This window comes from Microcoleus sp. K4-B3, assembly GCF_036704615.1.
Lineage (GTDB): Bacteria > Cyanobacteriota > Cyanobacteriia > Cyanobacteriales > Microcoleaceae > Microcoleus.
This window is the reverse complement of record NZ_JAUBSF010000031.1, coordinates 1-22586: the sequence shown is the minus strand read 5'-3', so window position 1 is coordinate 22586 and position 22586 is coordinate 1. Positions and strand designations below refer to the sequence as shown.

Genomic DNA, 22586 nt, shown 5'->3' with positions numbered 1-22586 from the left:
GGGGTGAAAACCAGCAATATTTGTCGTTTTTCCAATTAAACCTGTCTCTACTATTAACTCTTCACAGAGAAAGGAGAAGATTATGCAGATAATGAAAAATTTTCTGTACTGCTAAAAGACAGGATTTGATGTTTGGAGTAAAAGCGAGCGCTACCCAGTGCTGCCCACCAACTCCTAAGAGAAGCCGTTTCGTGGTAGGCGATGCCTATGAAGAGCTTGGTAAAGAGGTCATCTGCGGCATCTTTACAGTCAGATGACCTCTCAGGCAAACTACTGATAGCTTGCCTGATAAAGGCTACTCATCAAAAGTAGTCTGTAACAACGTTAGTTTTCCGCTCAACTTTTGGGAACAGCTTATGAGTAAGAATGAGCTTCCCATAAATCTCGTCCTGTGGAGAAAAACCAGTGTCTTCATTTAACTTCTCGTCACCTAACACCACGAAGAATCGAGCGTTTTCATCTTCGGTCGGCGTCGAATCGGGGAAAGATAAGACGCTATCAAATACCCAAAGCTTGTCATCGGCTCCTTTAAAACCATCATCCGCTCCCCAGAGTTCGCACTTCAAGTTAAATTTCATCTGGGGAATTAATTTGATGACCGCTAGCTCATCTGGGAAAAAGTGTATTCGGCAAGTCACAGCACACTCTGACAATGACTTTTCTTTTATATGGTTGATGGCGAGTTTTGCATTCTGAATTTGAGGCATGACTTTTTCTTCCTTTCCTCAGTTATTTCTGAGGTGATAGTTTTACTGCTTGGTAGGAAGCCGCTTCGCCGAGTTGCTAATCCTTAACTTGCTCGGCTAGGTGTCATTGACAACTTGACTTCTTACTTGGATTGAGAGTCCGTATCGGACTTCTCATCTCTACAAATTCATCAAAACTTGTACCTGACCGAGATCGAGACTGAGAACGTACTGACTTGTTACCGACTTTCGACTGACTAACTTTGTTAAAATCGGCATAACTTTTGGGGAATAGGCTATGTCACGCTCGCTCAAAGTTCGCAGCGACTGCATTAAGCAAGCTAAATTAGCCCTCCAGCACAATGGCTTTCACAGCCAAAGAGCCTTGGCTGAAGATTTAGGGCTTGCTTTATCAACTGTCAGCAGGTTCCTCATCGGAAAAACTGTTGATTATGCGACTTTTGTGGAAATCTGTGGGCTATTGGGGCTGGAATGGCAAGAAATCGCCGACTTAGGGAATGTCGTTCCATCCCAACCCGTATCCGTGAAATCAGATCGCGCCACCGATACTCGTAACCCAAAAGACTTTCCGCCGGGTGGCAACGTAGAAGCGATTGACTTCGCCACCGCGCCAAGCGCGAGCGCCCACTGTCGTCAAGATTGGGGAGAAGCCCCCGATGTTACTGCGTTTTATGGACGGACTGAGGAACTTGCTACGTTAGAGCAATGGGTTGTGCGTGAGCGTTGCCGCTTGATTAGCGTCATCGGCATGGGTGGGATTGGTAAAACCACCTTAGTGGTGAAGCTAGCAGAACAAATTCAAGATGAGTTTGAATACATAGTTTGGCGCAGTCTCCGCAATGCTCCTGTGCTTCAAGAACTTTTGGCAGATGTGATTCGTTTCCTCTCTAACCAGCAGGAAACCGACTTGCCAGAAACAATTGACGGCAAAATCTCTCGATTGGTGGAGCGCCTGCGAGCCTCACGCTGTTTGCTCATACTTGATAACGCAGAATCCATCTTAAGCAGTGATGGGCGTGCGGGAACCTATCGAGAGGGATATGAGGGATATGGGCAACTTTTTAGCTGTATAGGAGAAACCCGTCATCAAAGCTGTTTAATATTAACGACGCGAGAAAAACCGAGAGGAATTAGCTATCAAGAAGGTGAACATTTTCCCATCCACTCCTTGCGGTTGAGTGGTTTAGCGCAAGAAAACGTTCAGGAAATCTTCAAGGAGAAGGGCTTTACAGTATCCGCAGACGAAGGACAAGGGTTAGTGGAGCAGTATGCAGGTAATCCGCTGGCGCTGAAGATGGTAGCCACGACAATTCAAGAATTATTCGATAGCGATATTGCTCAATTTTTAGAACAAGGCACTGTCGTTTTCGGTGATATTTCTAATTTGCTAGACCAACAGTTTAGTCGATTGTCAGCATTAGAAAAGCAGACGATGTTTTGCGTCGCCATCAATCGAGAGTGGGTTTCGATTACAGAATTGCGTGATGATATCATTCCTACTGTTTCGCATCGAGCGCTATTAGAAGCGTTAGAGTCTCTGCAATTGCGCTCTCTCATTGAAAAGGCTACACCCGCGTTGACACAGAGGCACTCAGTCAGCTTCACACAACAGCCAGTGGTTATGGAGTATGTCACTGAACGATTGATTGAGCAGGTGTGCCAGGAGATTAGTACGGTGGAAATTGTGTTCTTTGACCGCTACGCCCTAATGAAGGCTCAGACAAAAGATTACCTGCGAGAGGCTCAAATTCGTCTCATTATTCAACCCATTGTAGATAGATTACTGGCGATTTTTGGCAACAATGAAAGTATTAAAAATTGCCTGATTCAGATTTTGTCGAAGTTGCGAATACCCTCGGGAATTGCTGCGCCAACGCCCGGTTCCACAGAAGCATTACCCTCATCACCAAAACCCGGATATGCCGGAGGAAATGTTCTCAATCTCTTTTGGCAGCTTCAGATAGACTCCAGCGATTTAGATTTCTCTGGTCTAACTGTTTGGCAAGCTTACCTTCAGGGCGTGAATTTGCATCGCGTCAATTTTGTGAATTCGGATTTGACTAAATCGGTTTTTACACAAACGTTGGGAGGTATTTTATCAGCGACTTTTAGTTCAGACGGGAAGCTTTTGGCGACAGGAATCGATAACGATATTTGGCTATGGCACGTTGCAGATAGCCGACAATTCTTGTCCTTCAAGGGACATATCAGTTGGGTGCATTCGGTAGCATTCAGCCCAGACGGACAAATCCTAGCAAGTGGCAGCAATGACTCCTCTGTGAGACTTTGGGATGTTAACACTGGACAGTGCCTCAAGACACTACGAGGTCACACGGGTTGTGTGCAATCAATTGCTTTTAGTCCAGATGGACAATTTCTAGCAAGTGGCAGTAATGACTCCTCCGTTAGGCTTTGGGACGTCAAAACTGGACAATGCTTTAACGTGTTGACAGGACATACTAATCATTTACTGTCCGTCGTCTTCACGCCAGACGGACAAACGTTGATTAGTAGCGGTGAAGACTCCTCCGTGAGGCTATGGCGAGTCCATACGGGTGAATGTCTGCGAGTCCTGGAGATTCACATTAACTGGGTACTTTCAGTTGCACTCAGCCCTGATGGGCAGACGTTGGCAACGGGAAGCGATGGTAAAACGGTGAAGTTTTGGGATATCACCACTGGGGAATGCATTAGAACATTACCGGACTACAACAGTTATGTGTGGGCAATCGACTATGCACATCTTGGAAGTGATGTCAATTATTTTGACCGTCAAATTCTCGCAACGGGCAGTGAGGATACGACAGTTAAGATTTGGGATGCTTTGACGGGAGAATGTCTTCAGACATTACAGGGTCATGGCGATCGCGTTTGGTTGGTTCTGTTCAGTCGAGATGGCAGCACCTTGTTGAGTGCCAGTGAGAACCAGACGGTGAAACTCTGGGATGTCCGCACGGGGAAGTGTTTGAGAACGCTAGAGGGTTACAGCAATTCGGTTTTATCTGTTGCATTGAGTTCTGATGGGCAATTATTAGCCAGTAGCGGTCGAGACCAACAGGTAAGATTGTGGGATGTGGCGGCCGGAAAGTGCATTAGAACAGCGCAGGGACATACTAACATCGTCTCATCCGTCACGTTTGCACCGAAACTCGATGAGAATCAAATCTTGGCGAGTGGAAGTGACGATCGCACCATCAAGATTTGGGATTGTGACACGGGAGAATGTTTGAGGACAATTTGGGGACACAGCAGTTGGGTTCAATCCCTCAGCTTTAGTCCAGATGGACAGCTACTAGCTAGTGGCAGTCGGGATTGTACGGTGAAGCTGTGGGATTGGCAAACGGGCGAATGTTTGCAAACGCTTGAGGGACATATTCATCGGGTTAAGTCCGTGGTGTTTAGTCCGGATGGAACAGCTTTGGTGAGTGGCAGTGATGACCAGACGGTCAAGCTGTGGGAGATGAATACAGGGATTTGTGTTCACACCTTTCAAGGTCATCGGGATTGGGTTCTATCGGTTGCTTTTAGTCCCTGTGGTAGTAGGATTGCCAGTGGTAGCGGTGAGACTATCAAGCTGTGGGATGTTTGCACGGGGGAATGTTTGCAAACGTTTGAAGGACACACTCACCGCGTTAGGTCGGTGGCATTTAGTCCAGATGGTCAGACTTTAGCCAGTGCTAGCGATGACGAAACGGTTCAGCTTTGGGATGTCAGGACAGGAAAAAACAGACGGACGTTGCAGGGACATCTTAAAGGAGTATGGTCAGTTGTCTTTAGTCCAAATGGACAAACCTTAGCTAGTGGGAGTGGAGATGAGACAATCAAGTTCTGGAGTGTTGACACGGGTGAGTGTTTGAGAACGCTCTTGACCGATCGACCTTATGAGGGTATGAATATTAGGGGTGCGATTGGTTTAACGCCAGCACGGAAGGCAACTTTAAAAGCGCTGGGAGCTGTGGAAATCGATTAGTTCGGTGCTATGCTTCTGGCAGAGTTACTCCTTAGACATTCAAGAAAATTAATCTGAAAGCTTTGTAGCGGTTGGAGTGAAGTTTAATTTCTGGAGATGTCTATTCGGACAAACTCTTGTCTACCCATACTTTTTTTATGAGTATAGAGAACTTTGAATCTAAGAAGCCTGACGACCCTCGGTCTCCTGGCGTGACCGATAGAGATGCGATCGCACCTAAACAGCCCGATCAGGAAGTTGATGTCGTTAGAAAATTAATTATACCAGATGTAACAGACCCTCCAGCCAATTCTGATGACCCTAGGTCTCCCGGTGTGACAGATCGAGACGCGATCGCATCAGAAAAGCCTGATTTGGAGGGTGAGGTTGTTAGAAAATTAATTGTACCAGATGTAACGGATGTTCCAGCTAAGTCTGATGACCCCCGTTCCTGACGGGGTGACAACCTCGTCAGCAGCTTGACAGAAGCGTTGAACCGTATGACACAGAAAATAAAGCTAGCAGTGAATCTAAAGCAGTTGCCCTTAAAACGCATGACTAAGATTTTCAACAACTCCCGCAAAATCGGTTTTTCCAAGCTGTTGTAATTTCTAGGCAAAGCGCCGCCGAGTTCCTCATTCTCATCTGCGATCGCCTTCATCGCCGCATTAATCGCCCCGCCAATATCCTCTGCTTCCGGGCGATCGATCAAATAATCATGCGCGGGCCGTTTCCGGCAAATAAAGCGCGCAAGAGTGCTTGGTAATCCGTCTTACCCACTGTGCGCCGCCTGCTGCTTCCTGCTGCAATTTCCTGTGAAACCAAGCCAAACTTATAGTCAGCGTACAGCAGAAAAACCAACCCCAAAACGGGTACAGAATATTCCGAAGGCTTGAGTTTAGAATTTGCCCGCTCGTTCATCGGCTGCTTCCCAAAGGCGTTTTTCGAGTTCGGTGTAGAAGGCTTGCATCTTCGCGTTAAATTCCCACGTCCTTGATTGATTCTCTAGTCTTCGGCAACAAACAGCACCGCCTCGTACAAGCTCTTATTTTACGCGAGATCGTCTGAATGACGAACAATTGTAACCAGCTCAGGATTGAGAGCTTCAGGCGCAGGTTCAAGCGATCGTCACCAATCAGGAATTTCTTCAGACCAAGAGTCTGCTTCGGGTTGTGACAGTTGTGACAGTTGCTCTCTTGATAACGGCCTAGCCGACAATTCATCCTCTACAGGGGGAAATGCGCCTTTCCCCGTGTAGGAAAGCATGGAAAGAGAGGCGATCGCTCCTTTGACTTGATCCGGCTTCACCTCTAAGTAGCGCTGTAACTGTTCGAGGTTACTGTGACCGCTGATTTGTTGAATAATCCGCAGTGGAATTCCGGCGTTGCTCATCTGAGTCAGGGCGGTGCGACGGAAGCTGTGGGTGGAGGCTCCCTCAATGCCGGCCCGCTCGAACGCTTCTCTCAAAATCCGATCCGCTGAGTTGGTGTGCAAATGCTTCCAGTGGTGGGAAGGGTGGCGGCCGGGGAATAAATAAGTCTCGCCGGCGTGGGAACGCCAAGATGTTAGGAGACTTCGCAAATCTTCAATGACCGGAATCGTCCTGGTTTGAAGTTTTCCTTTGGTGTTGGCTTTGCGGAAGTTAATTGTAGAACGGACGGTGCCAGAGTTTGTGTAGATATCCTTGACCATCAGGGAACAAGCTTCGGCAATCCGACAAGCTGTGTAGAGACAAACTCCGAAGAGCGTGCGATCTCGTGAGGTTTGCAAACCTTCGTTGAACAAGAGTTCGATTTCCTGTTGCGTGAGTATCTTGGCTTGCCCGTGCCGTTCTATCTTCATGCTTGGTGTATACTCGACCCGATACCTGAGAGTCTTGCATACTTGCTGCATTACTGCACCGTTCTGGGGTATTTCTTAACGAGGCGGCTGAGGGCGAGCGTCATAAATTAGCTGAAGTGCAGCTAACGCAGTAAAGGTGCACTCATTCACATTTATCGGAGCAATTAGCTTAACAAAAGTAGTAGGATTAATGATACTAAATGGGTTGATGCACTTCTAAAATTGGTTGACAACCTGCTGTTACTGTTCTATATCCAAATTGGACTCAAAACTCAACTAAATTATGTACTAGCATAACGTCTATATACCCTGTGATAGCGGAATCTCCAAAACAAATTCAGATCCCCGCCTCGGTGCTGAAATGCACGTTAGCTTCCCGCCGTGTTTTTGTACGATAATTGAGTGCGAAACAGACAAGCCCAGACCAGTGCCCGAACCTACAGGCTTAGTTGTAAAAAAGGGATCGAATACCCTAACGCGGACTGATTCACTCATTCCAAGTCCGTTGTCTGCAATTGAGACGATCGCGCTAGTGCCTTTTACCTCTGTGCGAATCCGAATCGCAGGCGTTGGACACTGCTGGTTATCCAACTGTACCAGTGCATCGATCGCATTGCCTAGAATATTCATAAACACCTGATTGAGTTCTCCAGCAGAACACTCGACTAAAGGCAGGTTCCCGTATTCTTTAACAACTTGGATTTCTCTGCTCGCAATGCCGACCGGCTCGCCGCTATCATCTCCATCCCCCAGCTTTACCGCTGAGTTCAGGCGGTGCTGCAAAATCAGCAGCGTGCTCTCAATCCCTTCGTGAATGTCAACCCGCTTCATCTCGCTCTCTGCAAGGCGCGAAAAATTCCGCAAACCTATCACAATATTGCGGATGCGCTCGGCTCCAACATTCATCGACTTCAGAATTTGCAGCAAGTCTTGTTGGAGGAAATCAAGTTCAATTTCCTCTGTTACTGCTGCCAATTCAGGAGTAAGAATCGGGTATGTCCGCTGGTAAATATTGATTATTTGCAGCAAATATTGCATATATTCAGTTGCGTGAGTAAGATTGCCATAAATGAAATTAATCGGATTATTAATTTCATGAGCAATTCCAGCAACTAGCTGTCCCAAACTTGACATTTTTTCATTTTGAATCATTTGAGCCTGAGTCTGCTGCAATTCTATCAGAGCAATTTCTAGCTGAACTGCTTGTTCTTTTAACTGCACTTCTGACTGCCTCAAAGCTGATTCAGTAGAGATTCGCTCGCTAATTTCTTGCTGTAGGAGCGCGTTTTTTTCTGTAACTTCCCGCGTTCTATCTTGCACTTTCGCCTCTAAAGTCTGGCTGTACTCCTGCAATTTTTCATTAGCTGCCGACAATTTTTTATAGAGAAAAGCGTTTTCTAAAGAAATCGCAGCTTGAGTAGAAAGAAGCTTTAAAACTTCCTGCCTTTCTGCTGTGAAAACACCCTCTGCCAGATTATTTTCTAAATAAAGCACAGCAATTAAAGTACCTTGATTAATAATAGGCGTACATAAAACAGACTTAGTATTGTTTTTGACAATGTAAACATCATTTTTGAATAGTTCATCCCTCCCGGCATCATCTAAAACAACATCTCTTTTCGTTCGGACTACATAATTTATTAGAGACAATGGCAAATCCTGACTGAAAGCGATTGGAAGCGACTGCTGTACTACGATCCGATCTCGTTCAACAGAACCAGACGCTTCTATTAACAAGTCGCCATTTTTTGCTAAAATTAAAAAACCGCTTTGGGCGCCAGCGTTCTCCATCAGAATTTTTAGCAATTTTTCTAGCAATTTACTCAAAACAACTTCGCTCGCTAAAACTTGCGAAGCCTTCATTACTGTTGCTAAATCAAGGAAAGAATTACCTGTTGTATTATTAGTAAATGTTGTAGTTTCTGTAGAGGTAGTTCTCTCAAAGCTGGCGTTCTTAGCAGCAGATATCAGAGAAAGAAGCGGAGGATATCTTGACTCCAAATCTGCAACCTTAGTCTTCGCTCCCCACCGAGCGTAGCCGTAGTATGCTGATGCCATGTAAGTCTGACCGATCTCCTCTCTTGAAGCCCCTAAATAAAATTCAGCCGCCAGTTCGTAAGCTAAAGCTTCCTCCTGAACGTACCCCTGTTTTTTAGCTCCCGCGATGGCGAGATCGTAATACTCCATCGCTTCCCAATTTTGCCCTTTGACCCGTGCTATTTCTGCCTCAACCAGATCGTATTTATGCTGATAATTAGCCGGAGCATGGTAAGCCCAGCCCTTCATTTTTTCTTGATTCAACTCCACAATAGCCAGAGCTTCTTGTTGCTCGCTTTCCCTCCCAGATTCAGCCTGAGCTCGTACATCGGGATACTGAGCCAGAAGAGCTAGCGAATAGTAGAAATTGTGAACAGCAACTGTCATGTGTCCGGGTGCTGATGCTTTATATTTTTCAGCGATTGAAGCATTTTCAATGGCAGCAGCAAACTCTTTAAATAAGTAGGATAGAATTGCTTTAGCAAGATAGGCAGCAAAAAGGGATATCTGGTTATTTGCTGTTTCTAAGATAGGCAGCATTTCTACTTCATCAAAGCTCTCGCCAATTAAGCAACATTTGTCAGCAGTAGGTTGGGAAAGATTTAAAACTAGCTGCCTCCATATCTTAATGTAGTAGAGTCCAAATTCTTGTTTGAGTTTCAGCAGTAAATCGAGATAATGAGCTTGGCGCGACTCTACAGATTCTAGGTAGTTGCCAATTAAAAATATATGAGCGCAAGAGTTCAAAGCACAATAGCCAGCATATTCTACATCTCCAGTATCCAGACCGCTTTGCACCCCTTCTTGCAAAGCATCTATTGTTTCCCTAGCGTGTTCTTTCCAATGTCTGATAGTAACGTTAAACAGAGTGTATACTTTAGCTGTGAGTTCTTTAGCATTAAATTGCTCTAATAGCTTTAAAGCTATCTGACCAGAATAATATCCTGCCTCTAAATCTCCAAGTGCTGCACATAGCAGCAAGCCATAAATGCTGTAAGCGTAAGCTGCTAGCGCTGAATGACCGTTTTCAATGCAGAGATTAATTTGAGTCAATACGATCTGCAAAACCATCTCAGGCTTGGCAATAGAAGCGGGAGCTGAGATAGTCACCAGTAGCCGCATCGCCGCCAGCTTATCAGGAGCGTTCATTTCGGGAACATTTTCCAAATCTGTCAGCGCAGGCAATTTTACTGAGGTATTCCCATCTTCTAGCAATTTGGGAGAAACCCCCAGCATGGACAATATTTCCCAACCCGTATCAATAGCTTTTATGAGCTGGTTTTGAGCAACATAAGATTGAATTTTTAGCTCGTATACTTTCACCTTATCAAGTAGGGTTTCGGCCTCTTGTAGAACAGTTTCAGCTAGTAGTTCAGAGCGCTTAAAATTGGTGTTTAAAAATTCTGTCTCTACTGCTTCTACATGGAGGTTGAGAGTCAATTCATACTGACTCTGCCAGCTATTAGCAGCAAGGAGTTCCAAACCAATATTTAGATACCTGGCAGCAGCTTCGTAAGCTGTCGCTGCCTTTGCTTTCTGACCGGCAATTAGATTTAGGAAAGCTAGTTCATCTTTTTCTACTTGCCCAACTATTAAGTCAGTGCTAAAATTAAGTTGATTGACCAGAGCAAAGATATTTTCTTTTCTGTCTTCAGGGCTGGTATTTTGCAGCAAAAGTTTGCCAATGCTCAGGTGAGTCGATTTTCGATCGGATTCGGGAATCAAAGAATAAGTGGCTTGCTGCACGCGATCGTGCAAAAACTTATAGTCTACCCTGGAATCGTTGAGAATAAGTTCCCCTAGTTCCTCCTGTTGAAAAACTAGCGGGATTTTGTAGTTTCCACTTAGAGGCAAAATTAAACCAGACTGAAGTGCCGGCCACAGACCAGAAGCAGTAACTGATTCTGACTCTTCATTCACAATTGCCAAAACGCTTAAATTAAAAGTGCTGCCGATGCAAGCCGCCAATTTTAAGACTTTTTGCGTTGATGCTGGTAGCTTTAGAATATTCTTTGCTATCAGTTCAACGATATTGCAATCCGCAATACCAATGGTTTGAATAAGTTCGATATCCCACTGCCAAATACCGATAAAAGTGTCGTAAGTTAGCAGTTGTTCGGAATCCAGCACTTTTAGCAGTTGAGTCAAGAAGAATGGATTGCCTTGGGTTTTATTGAAAAGCAGTTCTGAGAAATATTTTATACGGCTAGCTTCGGGAGATTCGTTGAGCGTGTCTGCAATTAGCTGCCTGACATGGTTTAGCTGTAAAGGTTTAACAGTAATATTATTGATGGCAGCCCTACTTTCTCGAATCTTTTCTAGTGTCTGAATCAAGGGATGAGCTGGATTGACTTCGTTATCTCGATAAGCTCCTATCATTAACAGATATTGGCTGTCGCGATCTCTCATCAGCAGTTGGATTAATTTGAGGGATGCTGAATCAGCCCACTGCAAGTCGTCTAGGAAAAGAACGAGGGGGTGTTCGGGTTGACAAAAGACTTTGAAGAACTGTTGAAAAACGCGATTAAAGCGGTTTTGGGATTCATGGGAACTCAGTTGTGGTACTTCTGGCTGATGACCGACAATCAGTTCAAGTTCGGGGATAACATTAATAATTAGAGAACCATTTTGACTCACTGCCGTTAAAATCTTCTCTTTCCAAACAGCTATTTTTTCAGAATCTTCTGTTAATAGCTGCCGCAAGAGTGACTGGAAAGCTTGAATCAGCGAAGCGTAAGGAATATTGCGCTTAAACTGGTCAAATTTACCAGCAATAAAATACCCCTGCTTGGCTGCAACAGGTTTGTGAACTTCATTCACTAAGCAAGATTTGCCAATTCCCGAATAACCGCTGACCAGCATCATTTCGGCTGTGCCGAGGCTGGTTCGTTCAAACGCTTCCATTAATACAGCTACCTCTTTTTCCCTGCCGTAGAGCTTCTGCGAGATCAGCAGTTGACCGGATAAATTTTTAGACCCTACAATGAATGGTGAAATTGTGCCGAATTCCTGTAGCTGAGTTAGGCAATTTTCTAGATCTGCTTTTAGTCCCTCAGCAGTTTGATATCGCTCTTCTGCAGTTTTGGCTAATAATTTGAGCGTGATGTCAGAAACCGTTTGGGGAATTTCTGGATTTAACTGAATCGGCGGAACAGGTTGCTTTGCTAAATGGCAGTGAACCAATTCCATTGGGTCAGTGACTGCAAAAGGTAGAGAACCTGTCAGCATTTCATAAAAGGTTGCACCCAAGGAGTAAAAGTCGGTACGATAGTCAATCGACCGATTCATCCGGCCCGTTTGCTCTGGGGATATATAGGCTAGCGTGCCTTCCAGATAATTAGGATTGTTAATTGTTTGGTTGTAAGGATTCAGGTCTGAAAAAGGGGAATGAGTTCAGGCCGAGCCAAGTCACAAGAATGGGCAGAAATAGCCTCACGGAAAAAAGCCATTACTGAACGAGCTTGAAAACGACAGGTTTGAATCACACTCAATAGATTAGCCGTTTCCTCAAATCGCTTCATCGAACGAGAGCCGCCAGAAACTTTCCGTTTAGTTACAGCTAGCCGTAGAGAACGTTCTGCTAAATTATTATCAGGAGGCACCGAGGGGTCATCCAGAAAATACCACCACTGTTTTGCTTTATCTCGTAAGGATTTGAGCAACAAACCTGCCGCATAACCAACTTGGTTCAACCAAGTGGCAAGAGCTTTATTCAATCGTATTTTGAAATCCTCAGCCCAGGAGTCGTAGGTAAGTTGCTCCTTCGTCTTTCGCCAGGACTCATGGGCGATAAAAGCTTCATCAATTAATGACAGAAATATTTGAGCGACTGCTGCATTATTGTTGCCCGGAAGTCCCAGCACTTTCTTGAAATGCCGTCGTAAATGGGCTAGACATTTCTGTTGGGCTGTGATGTTCCCGCCATTATAAACACTGAAATCATCTGAGCTTAAGACTCCCGCAAATTCTTTGCCCAGCATGGTTTCTAATTCCACCCGCCCCCTGGTATCTGCGGCATGAAATAAACAGAATCCTTCGATACTCGCCGTCCATAACCATTCTTTAACCCCCATGACACACCAGGGTGTTTCATCTACATGAACATTTGATTGAAGAGGTGCCCATTCCCACAGTGCATTAATCGCTGGCTTTACTGCTGCTGCTACTCGTTGATTGGTTTTTTGGAGTGTTCCTACTCCCACTTCTCTCCTGCCGAGTTCCCACAACAACGAGCGTCAGCTTGCCGTCGGAAAGATGCCCATAATTTCCCAGCCAAACGCCGGGTGCTTGGAGATTAACGCTCAAGTCTTGTCCTGGAATTATTCAAGCGGGGTGGTTCTCCTGTGACTACTGCACCACATTCTAGGCATTTACACGATTGTGTCTGATATTCGACGACTTCAATTGGTTTTGCGACAAGACTTGCTACTTGCTGTCTGTGGATGTTAATTACTTCACTTAATTCTTGACTACCACAATTTTGACAGATGTTGGGTGAGCTAATTTCGGTTCTGTCTACTCGTCCAAACCCTTTTCGGGTTTTTCCCGTCAGGACCTGGTTGTCCACCTGGTTTCTTTTTTTGGTCTGCTTCTGGTTTGACTGTTGGTTTCTCTGATTTCTGGATCAGATCCGTTGATGGGGGCTTTGATGAAGTCTGGCTGGTGGTTTGATTTTTGCCCCTAGCAATCGCTAGTTTTTCTTGCAATTCTGATGATGATTTTTTGCAGCCCCAGTACCATTTCTACCAGTTCAGCTTGGCTCAACTGCTCTATTTGGGCTTTTTCTTTCTGTCTGGTGGCTGCGGGCTTTTTCATTTGTTTATTTTACCAGATGCCGCCACTGAAGTTTTTTTTGACCTGAATCCTTACGTTTGGTTTTCTCTACCCAGGCGAGAAGAAATACTAAAATCTATAATTTTAACCAACCAAGTTGCGGGATTGATAATAATATTTTTTGGCTTAATATCTTTATGAATGATTTGCTGTTTGTGGAGTTGCCCTAAAGTTTCCGCTAACTGAACTGCTATTCGGAGAAAACCGATAAAATCGTTCTTGAGAGAAGCAAGGATGTAATTTAAAGATTGAGCGCCAAAATCTTCCATAATTAAGGCGAAGCTGTTCTGGTATCTTTCCAGCCCCAAGCACTTAACAACTCCTGGGATGTTCAAGTTTTTCGCGATTTCATATTGATACTTTAAATTAGCAACATCAATAGGATGTGGATACTTAGAGCTTAGTAGCTTAACAATAACAGGCTGTTGGTTCTGAAGCTTCAGCCCCCGATAAACAACTGTTTTAACGCCTTCATTAATTTTTTTAAAATTTGTGTATCCCGGAAGTTTTAGCATATTTTTTGGAAAGTAAAATATTATGACTCTACCGCAAGGTATTACCTATATCTAATTCTGATTCTTCATTTTACCATTCAAAATTTAAAAATCTGATTCACCCACAATTTTTTGAGGAAATCCAGAAATTGCCCTAGATGCCTGCATACCTGAAGTAACAGTTGCTTCAAGACTGCTAATATTAATCCCATTAAGTGTCCAGTCACCAGCTAAGTAAAGATTATTAAAGCCGGATGCGTCAGGTTTGAGGCGATATTTTGTAGTTCCTTTGAGAGACATTACATAACGCTCAGAAGGCTCAATATTTGCCCGCCAAAACTGAGAATTAAATCGTTCTAAACCATTACCATTTTTTGAGTCAACAAGTAAGTTCCAATTCAGAAGATCTGAACTTTTGGGTAGAGTTATTTTAGGCCATAAAATCGCAATATTTTGCTGAAACCACTTAAGAGCCGTTTCTTTGACCCGATTCATTTCTTGGTCAGGAAACGAACGATCTACAAAGGCTGGAATTTCCTCGATCTCTTCCAAAGGGCCACAAAAATAAGCAATACTACCTGGATAATGTTCTGAAGACCAACCCTCAGAGACATTGAGATGGCTCATATCAGCCCAAGTGTTAAAGGGATGTGCATAAGCATCTATAACAGGATTAGGCATCATCCAGCCCAATTCTGGTAAGCTAGGTTTTAGCCAGAGCTGAAGTGCCTGGGTTTGAACAGTCTTGACCTTCTCTACCATCTGCTGCCATTCTTTGCGAGCTTCGATTAGCTCTTGGCAGATATATTTTAGCGCTCCTAGAGAAATTCCCAGAACCACAGAATCAAAATTTTCTCCTACATTGAGCTCGATATCCTCCACATCGTCCCACGACATCCAGGCCGATTCTAGATTAATTTTCCTAAATTTAAGTTCTTCCCCTTCAACAAGCTGATCGTAGAGAGGAGAACTCGGCCAACAGGGCAGTTTGTTAACATCAACAAGCGGTTCGTAAACATTGTTTTTAAGCGTAACTTGGCGACTAATTTGGATCGTTTTAATAGTCTTTTTGTCCTCAGAAAGCTTCAGATTTTTGACACGATGGAAAAACTTAAACTTAACACCCCGTTGCTTGAGTACCTCGTAAAGTGGTGCGAAGATTGTATCTCCCATACCAGATTGCATTTTCCAAAAAAACGCACCCTTATAGGTAAGAGTCATGCGTAGAAAGCAACGAAGCGCAGCTCCAGCCGCTAAATTTGGTTGATTGACATTACCGTTCTCGTAACTAAAGACAAGGTCGTAAAGACCCTGCACTGGTGCCGAATTGACGCTAAGTTCAGAAGCCCCATGTTTACTCAACCACTCCCGGACATCATAGTCATCAATAGCATTAAAGCCATCAAAAATAATACCGTCCACAATTACACCCTGGATGATGGTGTATGCTAAATCTACAAGTATCCACAGGCGACGAAACTTGTGGTGCGCTTCTATTATTTCCTCAACAATTCGGAAAAGCCAATTTCTGAATTGACCCAGACACCAAAGCAGAGCATGGTGTTGTATAGCTCGGTGCGTTTTAGGATCTTGTGGCAATTCCTGAACTAATTTTTGAGCAATATATAATAAACCAATTTCATAAGGGACATTAGAAATTTCTAAGTGAATATTCATCTCTTTCAGTAGAGATTTGATCGACTCGGGAATCCCTGTAAAATCCAATAATTTTTCGCCGTCAGACAGAGTGCTAAATAAGTAGGATGAACTCTTAAATTGATCGACCATAAACTCGATTAGCAAGCAAACAGACTCCCAAACAGAGGGCAATTTATCACTTTCTCCGGGCAGTAAATTATTTGTTGGGAAGTCGTAGGGCCAAAGTACCCACTGTTTGTTGATATATTCAGGAAATGCAATGAAATTGTGTGGCTTGAAAGCGTTCTGCCAGGTAGCAAGTGGGATGTCTTCACTCCGTCCTAATTCTTGATAGCACTGACGCATAACTCGAAAGGTATTTTCGTAAACTCCCATCAAGATATGTAGGCCATGTTCCTCAATTCGAGCTTGGGCATTCATATTGCGTCCGCTCGCACCTTTGCCACCCAGACGCCACCCCATTTGATAGAGTATAATCTCATATTTTTCCTTCCAATCAGGTTGACTTGTCAGTTCAAAAGCTGCTGTAAGAGAAGCCATACCCCCTCCTAAAATTGCGATTTTCTTTTTTTTCATAGTTTCAGCCATAATTTATTTTTCCATGCAAAAGTAGTGTATCAATATTTTAATTTAGCTGCATCCAAAATCTGTTCAAATCCTGTCGTCTTTCATTTGAACGCATATTCTACAGATTTTTGCAATTCCTGACTGTATTTTATTAGTGCATCATTATCACGCACCATCGACTTAGCATCTTCAATACACTGCGAGAAGCAACTACGAGAGATTTTCACGGAATGATCTGCAGTGAATAATTTATCATGTTGCTGTGCTGCAAACAATAGCGTCTGGTAAGCAGGAAGTAGGCACATTAAGCTAGCCAAGCGATAGCCCACAGCTTCATAGGGAATATTCATTATATAACCGACAGACTTATTTAGCTCAACCATAACATTTGTAAGAACTTTTTGCGTCCAATTCTTGGGAGCTCCCTTCAGCAAGAGTGGTGAATCATCGACTTCTTGTATCCATACATCAGGTAAATAGCATATACCATTAGCCAAATCTTCAGGAAAATCCTTGATAATGTTTGTTTTTTGCAATGCTTCGCCGCAGGTTTCACAACCTGCTAGAAGGCAAGCTGCAACATCTAAGTTGAATTGGTAATGGTTGATAGCTAACTCTGTCCCCATATGACCAACTATGCCAGCTACAAAATAGCAATAACGATTGTAATCGTCTTCTTGGGCTGGGAGACTGATCCCATTGCGCGTTAGCATAATAGGAGCCTGTTGGCGATCTAGCACTTGTTTCATTCCCTCAACCATTGCAGAAGCCCAGCAATGAATAATTGCTTTAGCATCGTTTGGTATTAGTGCATAAATTTGCCATAACATTAGTCCATTTTCCAGATTCATTAATTGCTTTTGGTCGGCACCGAGTCCCGGCCAATTTTCGGAGGACCAGCTAGATAAAATATTGGAGGCAAAAGCTGGTTCCTTTAGCAGTTGCTGAAATTCATCAAAACGAGCCTGCTGCCAGCTCAAGGACTGTTGGCAATCTTCAATGTTGTCAGCAACGCGAAAAATCAGATAGGCCGTAGCCATAAAATCATCTAACGGTTCTTCAAAACAAGGAGTTACCAATGCAAAAGACCGAGAAACTTTATTCATGAACTCTTCAAGGTATTTCTTCTGTTCGTGCAAAAGATAAAACGTTATCATGCTTCGTCGTGTCCCTGATTGTATTAAGATATTAAGTCCTGAAGCGCCTTTGCCTCCCAGAGACCTCAGTCCGTCGTAAATCCTGGTAAATAATGTATCCTACAACAAGAGAGATGGCAAGTAGTTAAGATTACAAAAAGGAATCAAAATTTCTGCCCCTATACAAATTGACTCAGAAAGAAAAAGCCTAATCTAAGAATGCGCTTTCCAAACCGCAGTACCATTTTCGACTGTGAAATCAAAGTTGAGCCAGAAAGCCAGATTCGGCTGTATGTTTACTGGTTGTTCTGGCTCTGGCTTGCCTTTTTGCAAGCCCAATTCTGTGACAATGGGGTGGCTGGCAAAATTGTAGATTGTGACCTCATATTGAGAACCACGAGTAGAACCGAAACTTAGGAGTCGCCCTGCATGATATTTGGACACTTTCATTGGAATTTCTACGATCGCTTGATAGCAAGCTTGTTTGCCGTCTTTTTCATCGCGAAACTGCTTGAGCATGACTACAGGAATTTCTGCATTTAGCCGATATTGCAGTAGGTATTCAAGCAGGTTAAGTGGCAGGCTTAAGCCCGGAATTTTCATGATGCTGTCGCTACCGAAAAATAGTTGGGCGATTTCTGCAACTGCTTCTGAATAGCTAGTCCATATTTTAGGTGGCTGGCTTTCGCTGCCTCCATTTTTCTGCGATACTTTAATTAGCTGTTCCCATTTTGCTTCTGTTTGAGCAGTTAAAGTTTTCCACGTATAAGTGTGCAAACTGAAGGGGTCTTGTAACCGATCGATTGAGGGAATGTTGAAGCTTGCAATCTCTTTCGGGATGCCGTAAACCTCTCGACCTGAAGCTAAAGCTGGTGAATTGCTGACGAATATGTAGGGTACGAACCAAGCAAAGCGGTTTATTTGAAAGATGGAGCCACGTTGTTGACCGACCGCAGTCAAGACCCAAATCACAACTTCCTGCTCGTCGATGTAACCTCTGTCGCGATCGGGCTTTTCTCTAGAAGCCAGGGAATCTATACTTCCAAAGGTTAGTAGGATATAGTGTGTGGCAGGGCGGTACTCGATTTGTCCGCTGGTTAAATTATTGAGGTATTTGTCGCACAAATTCTGGAGTTGAGGCAAAGAACCTTCTAACACAAATCCATAAAGGTTTGTGCCTTTGATATCGTAGGGTTGTAGAAAACATTGCTCGTTAGCTCGTTCAATATATTGTGGAGGTTTTGAATGGTTACTGCCGCCCGATAACAATGTCTCACCAAATTTATGTGCTTCTTGTTCTATGCTTTCGCCTCTGGCAGCAAGGTCTAGGAGTAGTTGTTCTGGCGATCGCGGCGGTTTTGCGAGGATGTCTACTAATTTTTGCGGGTTATGAAGCAGTTCCGCGATCGCGCTGCTTGCTCCTAGTGCTGTGCGAAAGCCTGTTTGCAGAAGTTGAGCGGCGCTGTTAACATTCATTGCTTCATAACCTCATCGTGGAGTTAGCTTGCAAACTTCTTTTATTTCAGTCATATCACAAATACCGATCGGTTCGATCTCAATTAACGCCAATTTTCTCAATCACAAACTCTTTCTCGATCGCTTGAGAAAGCAAACCGAGCTCACAACCCACCTATACTTCATGTGACCGTTGGGGTGATCCATGTGGTGTATATCTGACCCGACAGTGGAGTCGGTCAAACTTGCTGCATTACTGCACTGGTAGGCGCAGATGGAGCGATTGCAGCGGTTGGGGGCGATCGTCATAAACTAGCAGACCGCTGCCAACGGGGTAACGAGCGTTTTCCAGTGTTAGAAAGCATGGAAAGTGAAGAGATCGCTCCTCTGCCTTGTTCTGCCTACCTCTTTCGTAGCGCTGCAACTGTTCTGGCGTTGCGGTGGCCGCTGATTTCTTGAATAATCCGCAATGGAATACCCGCGTTGCTCATTTGAGTAAGTGCCGACCTTCTGAGGCTGTGGGTGGAAGCGCCGATGATGCCGACTTTTTCGCAGGCTTCTTGGAACAGGTGAGAGGCGGCTTCCGGGTTCGTGTGTTTCCAGCGGTGATTGAGGTGGCGGCTGGGGAACAGGTAGGGGTGTGAGGGATGTTTGTAGGTTTCTAACAGCAGCCTCAACTCTTGAATGATCGGGATAGTGCGGGTGCCGAGCTTGCCTTTGGTGTTGCCTTTACGGATGATCATTTCGGAGCGGATGACACCCGCTGGGGTGAAAACATCGATGACTTTCAAGCTGCACGCTTCGGCAATGCGGCAGGCGGTGTAGAGGCAAATTCCAAAGAGAGCGCGATCGCGGTCGCTCTGCAAACCTTCGTTGAACAAGAGTTCGATTTCCTCTTGCGTGAATATCTTGGCCTGCCCGTGTCCCTCTATTTTCATGCTTGGTGTATACCGACCCGATACCAGAAAGTTTGCCGCACTTACTGCATTGCTGCATCGGTCGGGGGGATTTCTTAACGTGGTAGTCCAGTTCAGGATGGCGGCCGTAGAATACACAGACAGCTATCACGGCAGCCCTGGATGCGACGGATGGGAATGTGCGGAAGGTTCAGAAACTCAGCAGGCACAGAAAGCTTGACACTCTCATGATTTATGTGACAACCGGGGGCGCGACCAACAAGACGTTACCGAAATGCTTGATGGGATGTTTTGAGCGATCGAGGCGGTGTAGAGGCGATCGGCGCAGGACTTGGGCGATTGAGTAGTTCGGCTTTACCCCACGAAACCAAAGGGGTAGCCCAAAAGGCTACTCCGCGAGCCGGCTTCGGGCGATCAATAAAAATAAGATGGAGCGCAAGTTACTCAATGCCAGCGTTGATCGGGACAGGTTCGATCCAGAGTCTTTTGCTCTCCTTCCACTTTTTCCCCTCGCCCGGTTCAATGCACCGCCAATGCCCGCGCCGCCAGTGAATGCGAGGTGAAGCGTGAGTGCCTCGACTCTCTGACACTGGCGACTGCTCAGATTTTATCTGGTAGTTTTTCCCGATCTATCTTGGATATTTGGGTGGTGGCGTTAAAGATTTTTTGCCGAACCCTTTTGGCTTTTTAATGTCGTCTACCGTTTCCGAGGGTACTACGTCGCTAAAAAGAGAACCTCCTGAAGTTTCCAAAAGTAGCAAAATATTGATAGCAAAAGAGCGAATTTTATCACAGAATTCTCGGTCTTTTTCGTCTAGTTTGCCATGATCGATGATTACATCTCCTGCGGCATCTATCTGCGTGTCTGCTACCTAGATATTGCCAATTGTGTCTACAAAACAAATGCTAATCCATTGAGTTTCTTTTCCAGGCTTTTTAAAACTACTTACTAGCAAGAAATCTACATAAACATCAGTAGTTCCGGGAGGGCAGAGTAAAAACCTTGGGATAGCAACTACAATCTGTGGAAATGGCCAGATTAAATCTGTGAGAATATTCTTTTTATCCAAGATATCCGTCTCAATTAGCGCTTTTGCTAATTCTTTAGTCACGCAATACAAGAGACTGCTACTCTTTAGCCACAAACTAAAACCTGTGGCAAACGTTAAATTCATGGCTAGATTAATCGAATCACCTTGAAAGCGATTAAGGAAAGAGCGTGGGTCTTCTTGTGCTTCTGAGCAAATAACTGTACAGGCAAGGTCAATCTGGACTAAGGTTTTTCGTGTTATATATTCGGGTGGCATCCTGTAACCTGAACGTTCGTTTGCCACTATCGTTTGTTCGGGAGAAGCCTGTCTTGTTATGTCTTTGAAGACTTCTTCTCTTTCTGTGTTACTCATTCTCATTTTCTCCATTTTGACAGTTTTATTTAAACTCCAAATTTCCGCTTGCCTGCCAGGCTGGTTGAATCGACTTAGAGTTGCCCGTATTGTCGCCATTGCTGCCGCTTTCCCTTTGTCACCAGAATCAGTTTGCCAGAGCGCCCATTCGACCTCCACATCTTCGACACCATCGATCGCACTTTCACTCAACATCGGCACAGCAGCAGGCAACAACTCTTGACCGGATTGAAGGGCGGCGGCTAGGGCTGCGTAAGTCATGTACATAACTCTGGAGCCATCGAATGGATATCCCCGTAGCTCTAGCAATTCCGGCTCTAGAAATTTTTTCTAAAATCAGCCGCTCAATTAAGGATTTAGTATAGGAGTGAAATCTGCTTATATTGAGAATTTTTAATCTGACTGACGACTACAATTTTTACATTTAAATCGCTGTTTCCCGTAATAAGTCTTTCCATTTTTAATAAAAAAATCGCTTTGACAATTAGGACATTCCATACTTTTACCTCTGAAATTTATGTTGATTTAATATTAAACCATTACTGTGCATCACTACCCGAATGACTAATGGCTATCGAGGTTTGAAGCACGGATTTAGATTTGGATTCTTTTTTGAAAGTGGTATCACCAGTAGGATATCGGATCTATCGGTAATTGCGCGTTTGCCGGAAGTAAGGGAAAACACGCAGATTATAAATTCCGTGCGATTGCGGATGGCAGTGCTGCAGAAATAGGGGAAACTGATAGATAGGTTAAATAAGAATGAGCGAAATAAAGAAGGTCGCTGGCAGTTTCAGAAGCTCTAAATCCAAGGCTGTATCTACCGCTCAACTCACTTTTGGAGGACGCAATATGTTGGCTTCTTTAAGGGAAACGACTCGCGCCTCGGAATACGCAAATTCCCCATCCAAAAGCTTTATATTCAAGGACTCCAGCATCAATGAAGGTGGATATTGTGTTTCCAGAATTTTGGCTGGGGAATCTGACTGCATCGATAAAATTACCTCGGCACTTCAAAAATATGCCTCTATTCTTAGAGAGATTGACAAAGTTCGCACAACTTCTGACGGCCGCTCGAACCCACTGCAATTAGGCTCTGTTATCTTCAGTTAAGATTACCTCGATCCATACAAAAGTCAATTGCCAATATCGCATAGTTATCAAATAAGTTTGATGAGATAGCTCCGGGGTGTATCTACTAATAATGCCCTAAATGGAGTCTCCAATATGAGTTCTACGTTCGCTCAAGTTAACTCACAATCTTCTTTGGAAAAACGGCCACTGCGCTCCTTAGTCTTCATTGACTCCGGCGTGGAAGATTACGAGTCAATTATAGCGGGAGTGCTGCCCGGACAGCAGGTAGTAATACTCGATAGCACCAAAAACGGCATCGAACAAATCACCTCCGAGATGGAAAAATACGCCTCTATTAAGGGGGCGATAGACTCGGTTCACATTTTTTCTCACGGCAATTCTGGCAGCTTGCAGCTAGGTTCTGCGACGTTGAATTCGGATAATTTGCCGCAATATGAAAGCCAGTTGCAAGAGTGGCGAAATGCGCTGAGCGACCAAGCTGATATTGTGCTT

The 22586-nt window shown here is 44.4% G+C and carries 16 protein-coding genes and 1 pseudogene; 3 read left to right on the top strand and 14 right to left on the bottom strand.

Annotated features, from left to right (window positions below; translation table 11 throughout):
- Positions 1–302: 302 nt before the first annotated feature.
- Positions 303–707 (bottom strand): hypothetical protein, encoded by a 405-nt coding sequence (locus tag QUA78_RS15460; protein WP_333300268.1) that lies wholly within the window; start codon positions 705–707, stop codon positions 303–305.
- A 277-nt stretch (positions 708–984) separates the two neighbouring features.
- Here QUA78_RS15460 and QUA78_RS15455 point away from each other — a divergent pair, with 277 nt between their 5' ends.
- Positions 985–4677 (top strand): WD40 domain-containing protein, encoded by a 3693-nt coding sequence (locus tag QUA78_RS15455; RefSeq protein WP_333300266.1) that lies wholly within the window; start codon positions 985–987, stop codon positions 4675–4677.
- A gap of 229 nt (positions 4678–4906) precedes the next feature.
- Here QUA78_RS15455 and QUA78_RS15450 read toward each other — a convergent pair whose 3' ends face one another.
- The 13 genes and pseudogenes from QUA78_RS15450 to QUA78_RS32875 form a co-directional block, all read right to left on the bottom strand.
- Entirely contained in the window at positions 4907–5368 is a 462-nt protein-coding gene (locus QUA78_RS15450; RefSeq protein ID WP_333398889.1) for a hypothetical protein, read from the bottom strand.
- Complete coding sequence (locus tag QUA78_RS15445; RefSeq protein ID WP_333300263.1) at positions 5365–5577, bottom strand: hypothetical protein; 213 nt, start codon at positions 5575–5577, stop codon at positions 5365–5367. The genes QUA78_RS15450 and QUA78_RS15445 overlap by 4 nt, the downstream gene beginning before the upstream one ends.
- A gap of 207 nt (positions 5578–5784) precedes the next feature.
- Positions 5785–6498 (bottom strand): tyrosine-type recombinase/integrase, encoded by a 714-nt coding sequence (locus tag QUA78_RS15440; protein WP_333300262.1) that lies wholly within the window; start codon positions 6496–6498, stop codon positions 5785–5787.
- A 300-nt stretch (positions 6499–6798) separates the two neighbouring features.
- Positions 6799–11868, bottom strand: a complete 5070-nt coding sequence (locus QUA78_RS15435; RefSeq protein WP_333300319.1) for an AAA family ATPase — start codon at positions 11866–11868, stop codon at positions 6799–6801.
- 35 nt (positions 11869–11903) lie between these two features.
- Positions 11904–13350 (bottom strand): annotated as a pseudogene (gene tnpC, locus QUA78_RS15430) (IS66 family transposase).
- A gap of 50 nt (positions 13351–13400) precedes the next feature.
- A complete protein-coding gene (locus QUA78_RS15425; protein ID WP_333300260.1) occupies positions 13401–13883 on the bottom strand; it encodes a protein kinase domain-containing protein in 483 nt (160 codons plus the stop codon).
- A gap of 84 nt (positions 13884–13967) precedes the next feature.
- Positions 13968–16109, bottom strand: a complete 2142-nt coding sequence (locus tag QUA78_RS15420; RefSeq protein ID WP_333300258.1) for an NAD(P)-binding protein — start codon at positions 16107–16109, stop codon at positions 13968–13970.
- Between the two features lie 80 nt (positions 16110–16189).
- Positions 16190–17194 (bottom strand): squalene/phytoene synthase family protein, encoded by a 1005-nt coding sequence (locus tag QUA78_RS15415; RefSeq protein ID WP_333300256.1) that lies wholly within the window; start codon positions 17192–17194, stop codon positions 16190–16192.
- A gap of 243 nt (positions 17195–17437) precedes the next feature.
- Positions 17438–18700, bottom strand: a complete 1263-nt coding sequence (locus tag QUA78_RS15410; RefSeq protein WP_333300255.1) for a hypothetical protein — start codon at positions 18698–18700, stop codon at positions 17438–17440.
- Positions 18701–19080: 380 nt separating this feature from the next.
- Positions 19081–19617 (bottom strand): tyrosine-type recombinase/integrase, encoded by a 537-nt coding sequence (locus QUA78_RS15405; RefSeq protein ID WP_333300252.1) that lies wholly within the window; start codon positions 19615–19617, stop codon positions 19081–19083.
- A 419-nt stretch (positions 19618–20036) separates the two neighbouring features.
- Positions 20037–20186, bottom strand: coding sequence for a hypothetical protein (locus tag QUA78_RS15400; RefSeq protein ID WP_333300249.1), 150 nt, complete (start codon positions 20184–20186; stop codon positions 20037–20039).
- A 282-nt stretch (positions 20187–20468) separates the two neighbouring features.
- A complete protein-coding gene (locus QUA78_RS15395; protein ID WP_333300247.1) occupies positions 20469–21260 on the bottom strand; it encodes a hypothetical protein in 792 nt (263 codons plus the stop codon).
- Positions 21261–21392: 132 nt separating this feature from the next.
- A complete protein-coding gene (locus QUA78_RS32875; protein WP_445302331.1) occupies positions 21393–21497 on the bottom strand; it encodes a transposase in 105 nt (34 codons plus the stop codon).
- Positions 21498–21851: 354 nt separating this feature from the next.
- Here QUA78_RS32875 and QUA78_RS15390 point away from each other — a divergent pair, with 354 nt between their 5' ends.
- Positions 21852–22112: a hypothetical protein gene (locus tag QUA78_RS15390; protein WP_333300245.1), complete on the top strand. Its 261-nt coding sequence runs from the start codon at positions 21852–21854 to the stop codon at positions 22110–22112.
- Positions 22113–22226: 114 nt separating this feature from the next.
- A partial coding sequence (locus tag QUA78_RS15385; RefSeq protein WP_333300244.1) for a DUF4347 domain-containing protein occupies positions 22227–22586 on the top strand: 360 nt, incomplete at its 3' end.

What these genes read in the sequence shown, in the direction of transcription:
- QUA78_RS15460 (WP_333300268.1), bottom strand. Translation starts at nt 707, where the DNA reads ATGCCTCAAATTCAGAATGCAAAACTCGCCATCAACCATATAAAAGAA.
- QUA78_RS15455 (WP_333300266.1), top strand. Translation starts at nt 985, where the DNA reads ATGTCACGCTCGCTCAAAGTTCGCAGCGACTGCATTAAGCAAGCTAAA.
- QUA78_RS15445 (WP_333300263.1), bottom strand. Translation starts at nt 5,577, where the DNA reads ATGAACGAGCGGGCAAATTCTAAACTCAAGCCTTCGGAATATTCTGTA.
- QUA78_RS15440 (WP_333300262.1), bottom strand. Translation starts at nt 6,498, where the DNA reads ATGAAGATAGAACGGCACGGGCAAGCCAAGATACTCACGCAACAGGAA.
- QUA78_RS15425 (WP_333300260.1), bottom strand. Translation starts at nt 13,883, where the DNA reads ATGCTAAAACTTCCGGGATACACAAATTTTAAAAAAATTAATGAAGGC.
- QUA78_RS15420 (WP_333300258.1), bottom strand. Translation starts at nt 16,109, where the DNA reads ATGGCTGAAACTATGAAAAAAAAGAAAATCGCAATTTTAGGAGGGGGT.
- QUA78_RS15415 (WP_333300256.1), bottom strand. Translation starts at nt 17,194, where the DNA reads ATGAATAAAGTTTCTCGGTCTTTTGCATTGGTAACTCCTTGTTTTGAA.
- QUA78_RS15410 (WP_333300255.1), bottom strand. Translation starts at nt 18,700, where the DNA reads ATGAATGTTAACAGCGCCGCTCAACTTCTGCAAACAGGCTTTCGCACA.
- QUA78_RS15405 (WP_333300252.1), bottom strand. Translation starts at nt 19,617, where the DNA reads ATGAAAATAGAGGGACACGGGCAGGCCAAGATATTCACGCAAGAGGAA.
- QUA78_RS15395 (WP_333300247.1), bottom strand. Translation starts at nt 21,260, where the DNA reads ATGACTTACGCAGCCCTAGCCGCCGCCCTTCAATCCGGTCAAGAGTTG.
- QUA78_RS32875 (WP_445302331.1), bottom strand. Translation starts at nt 21,497, where the DNA reads ATGGAATGTCCTAATTGTCAAAGCGATTTTTTTATTAAAAATGGAAAG.
- QUA78_RS15390 (WP_333300245.1), top strand. Translation starts at nt 21,852, where the DNA reads ATGTTGGCTTCTTTAAGGGAAACGACTCGCGCCTCGGAATACGCAAAT.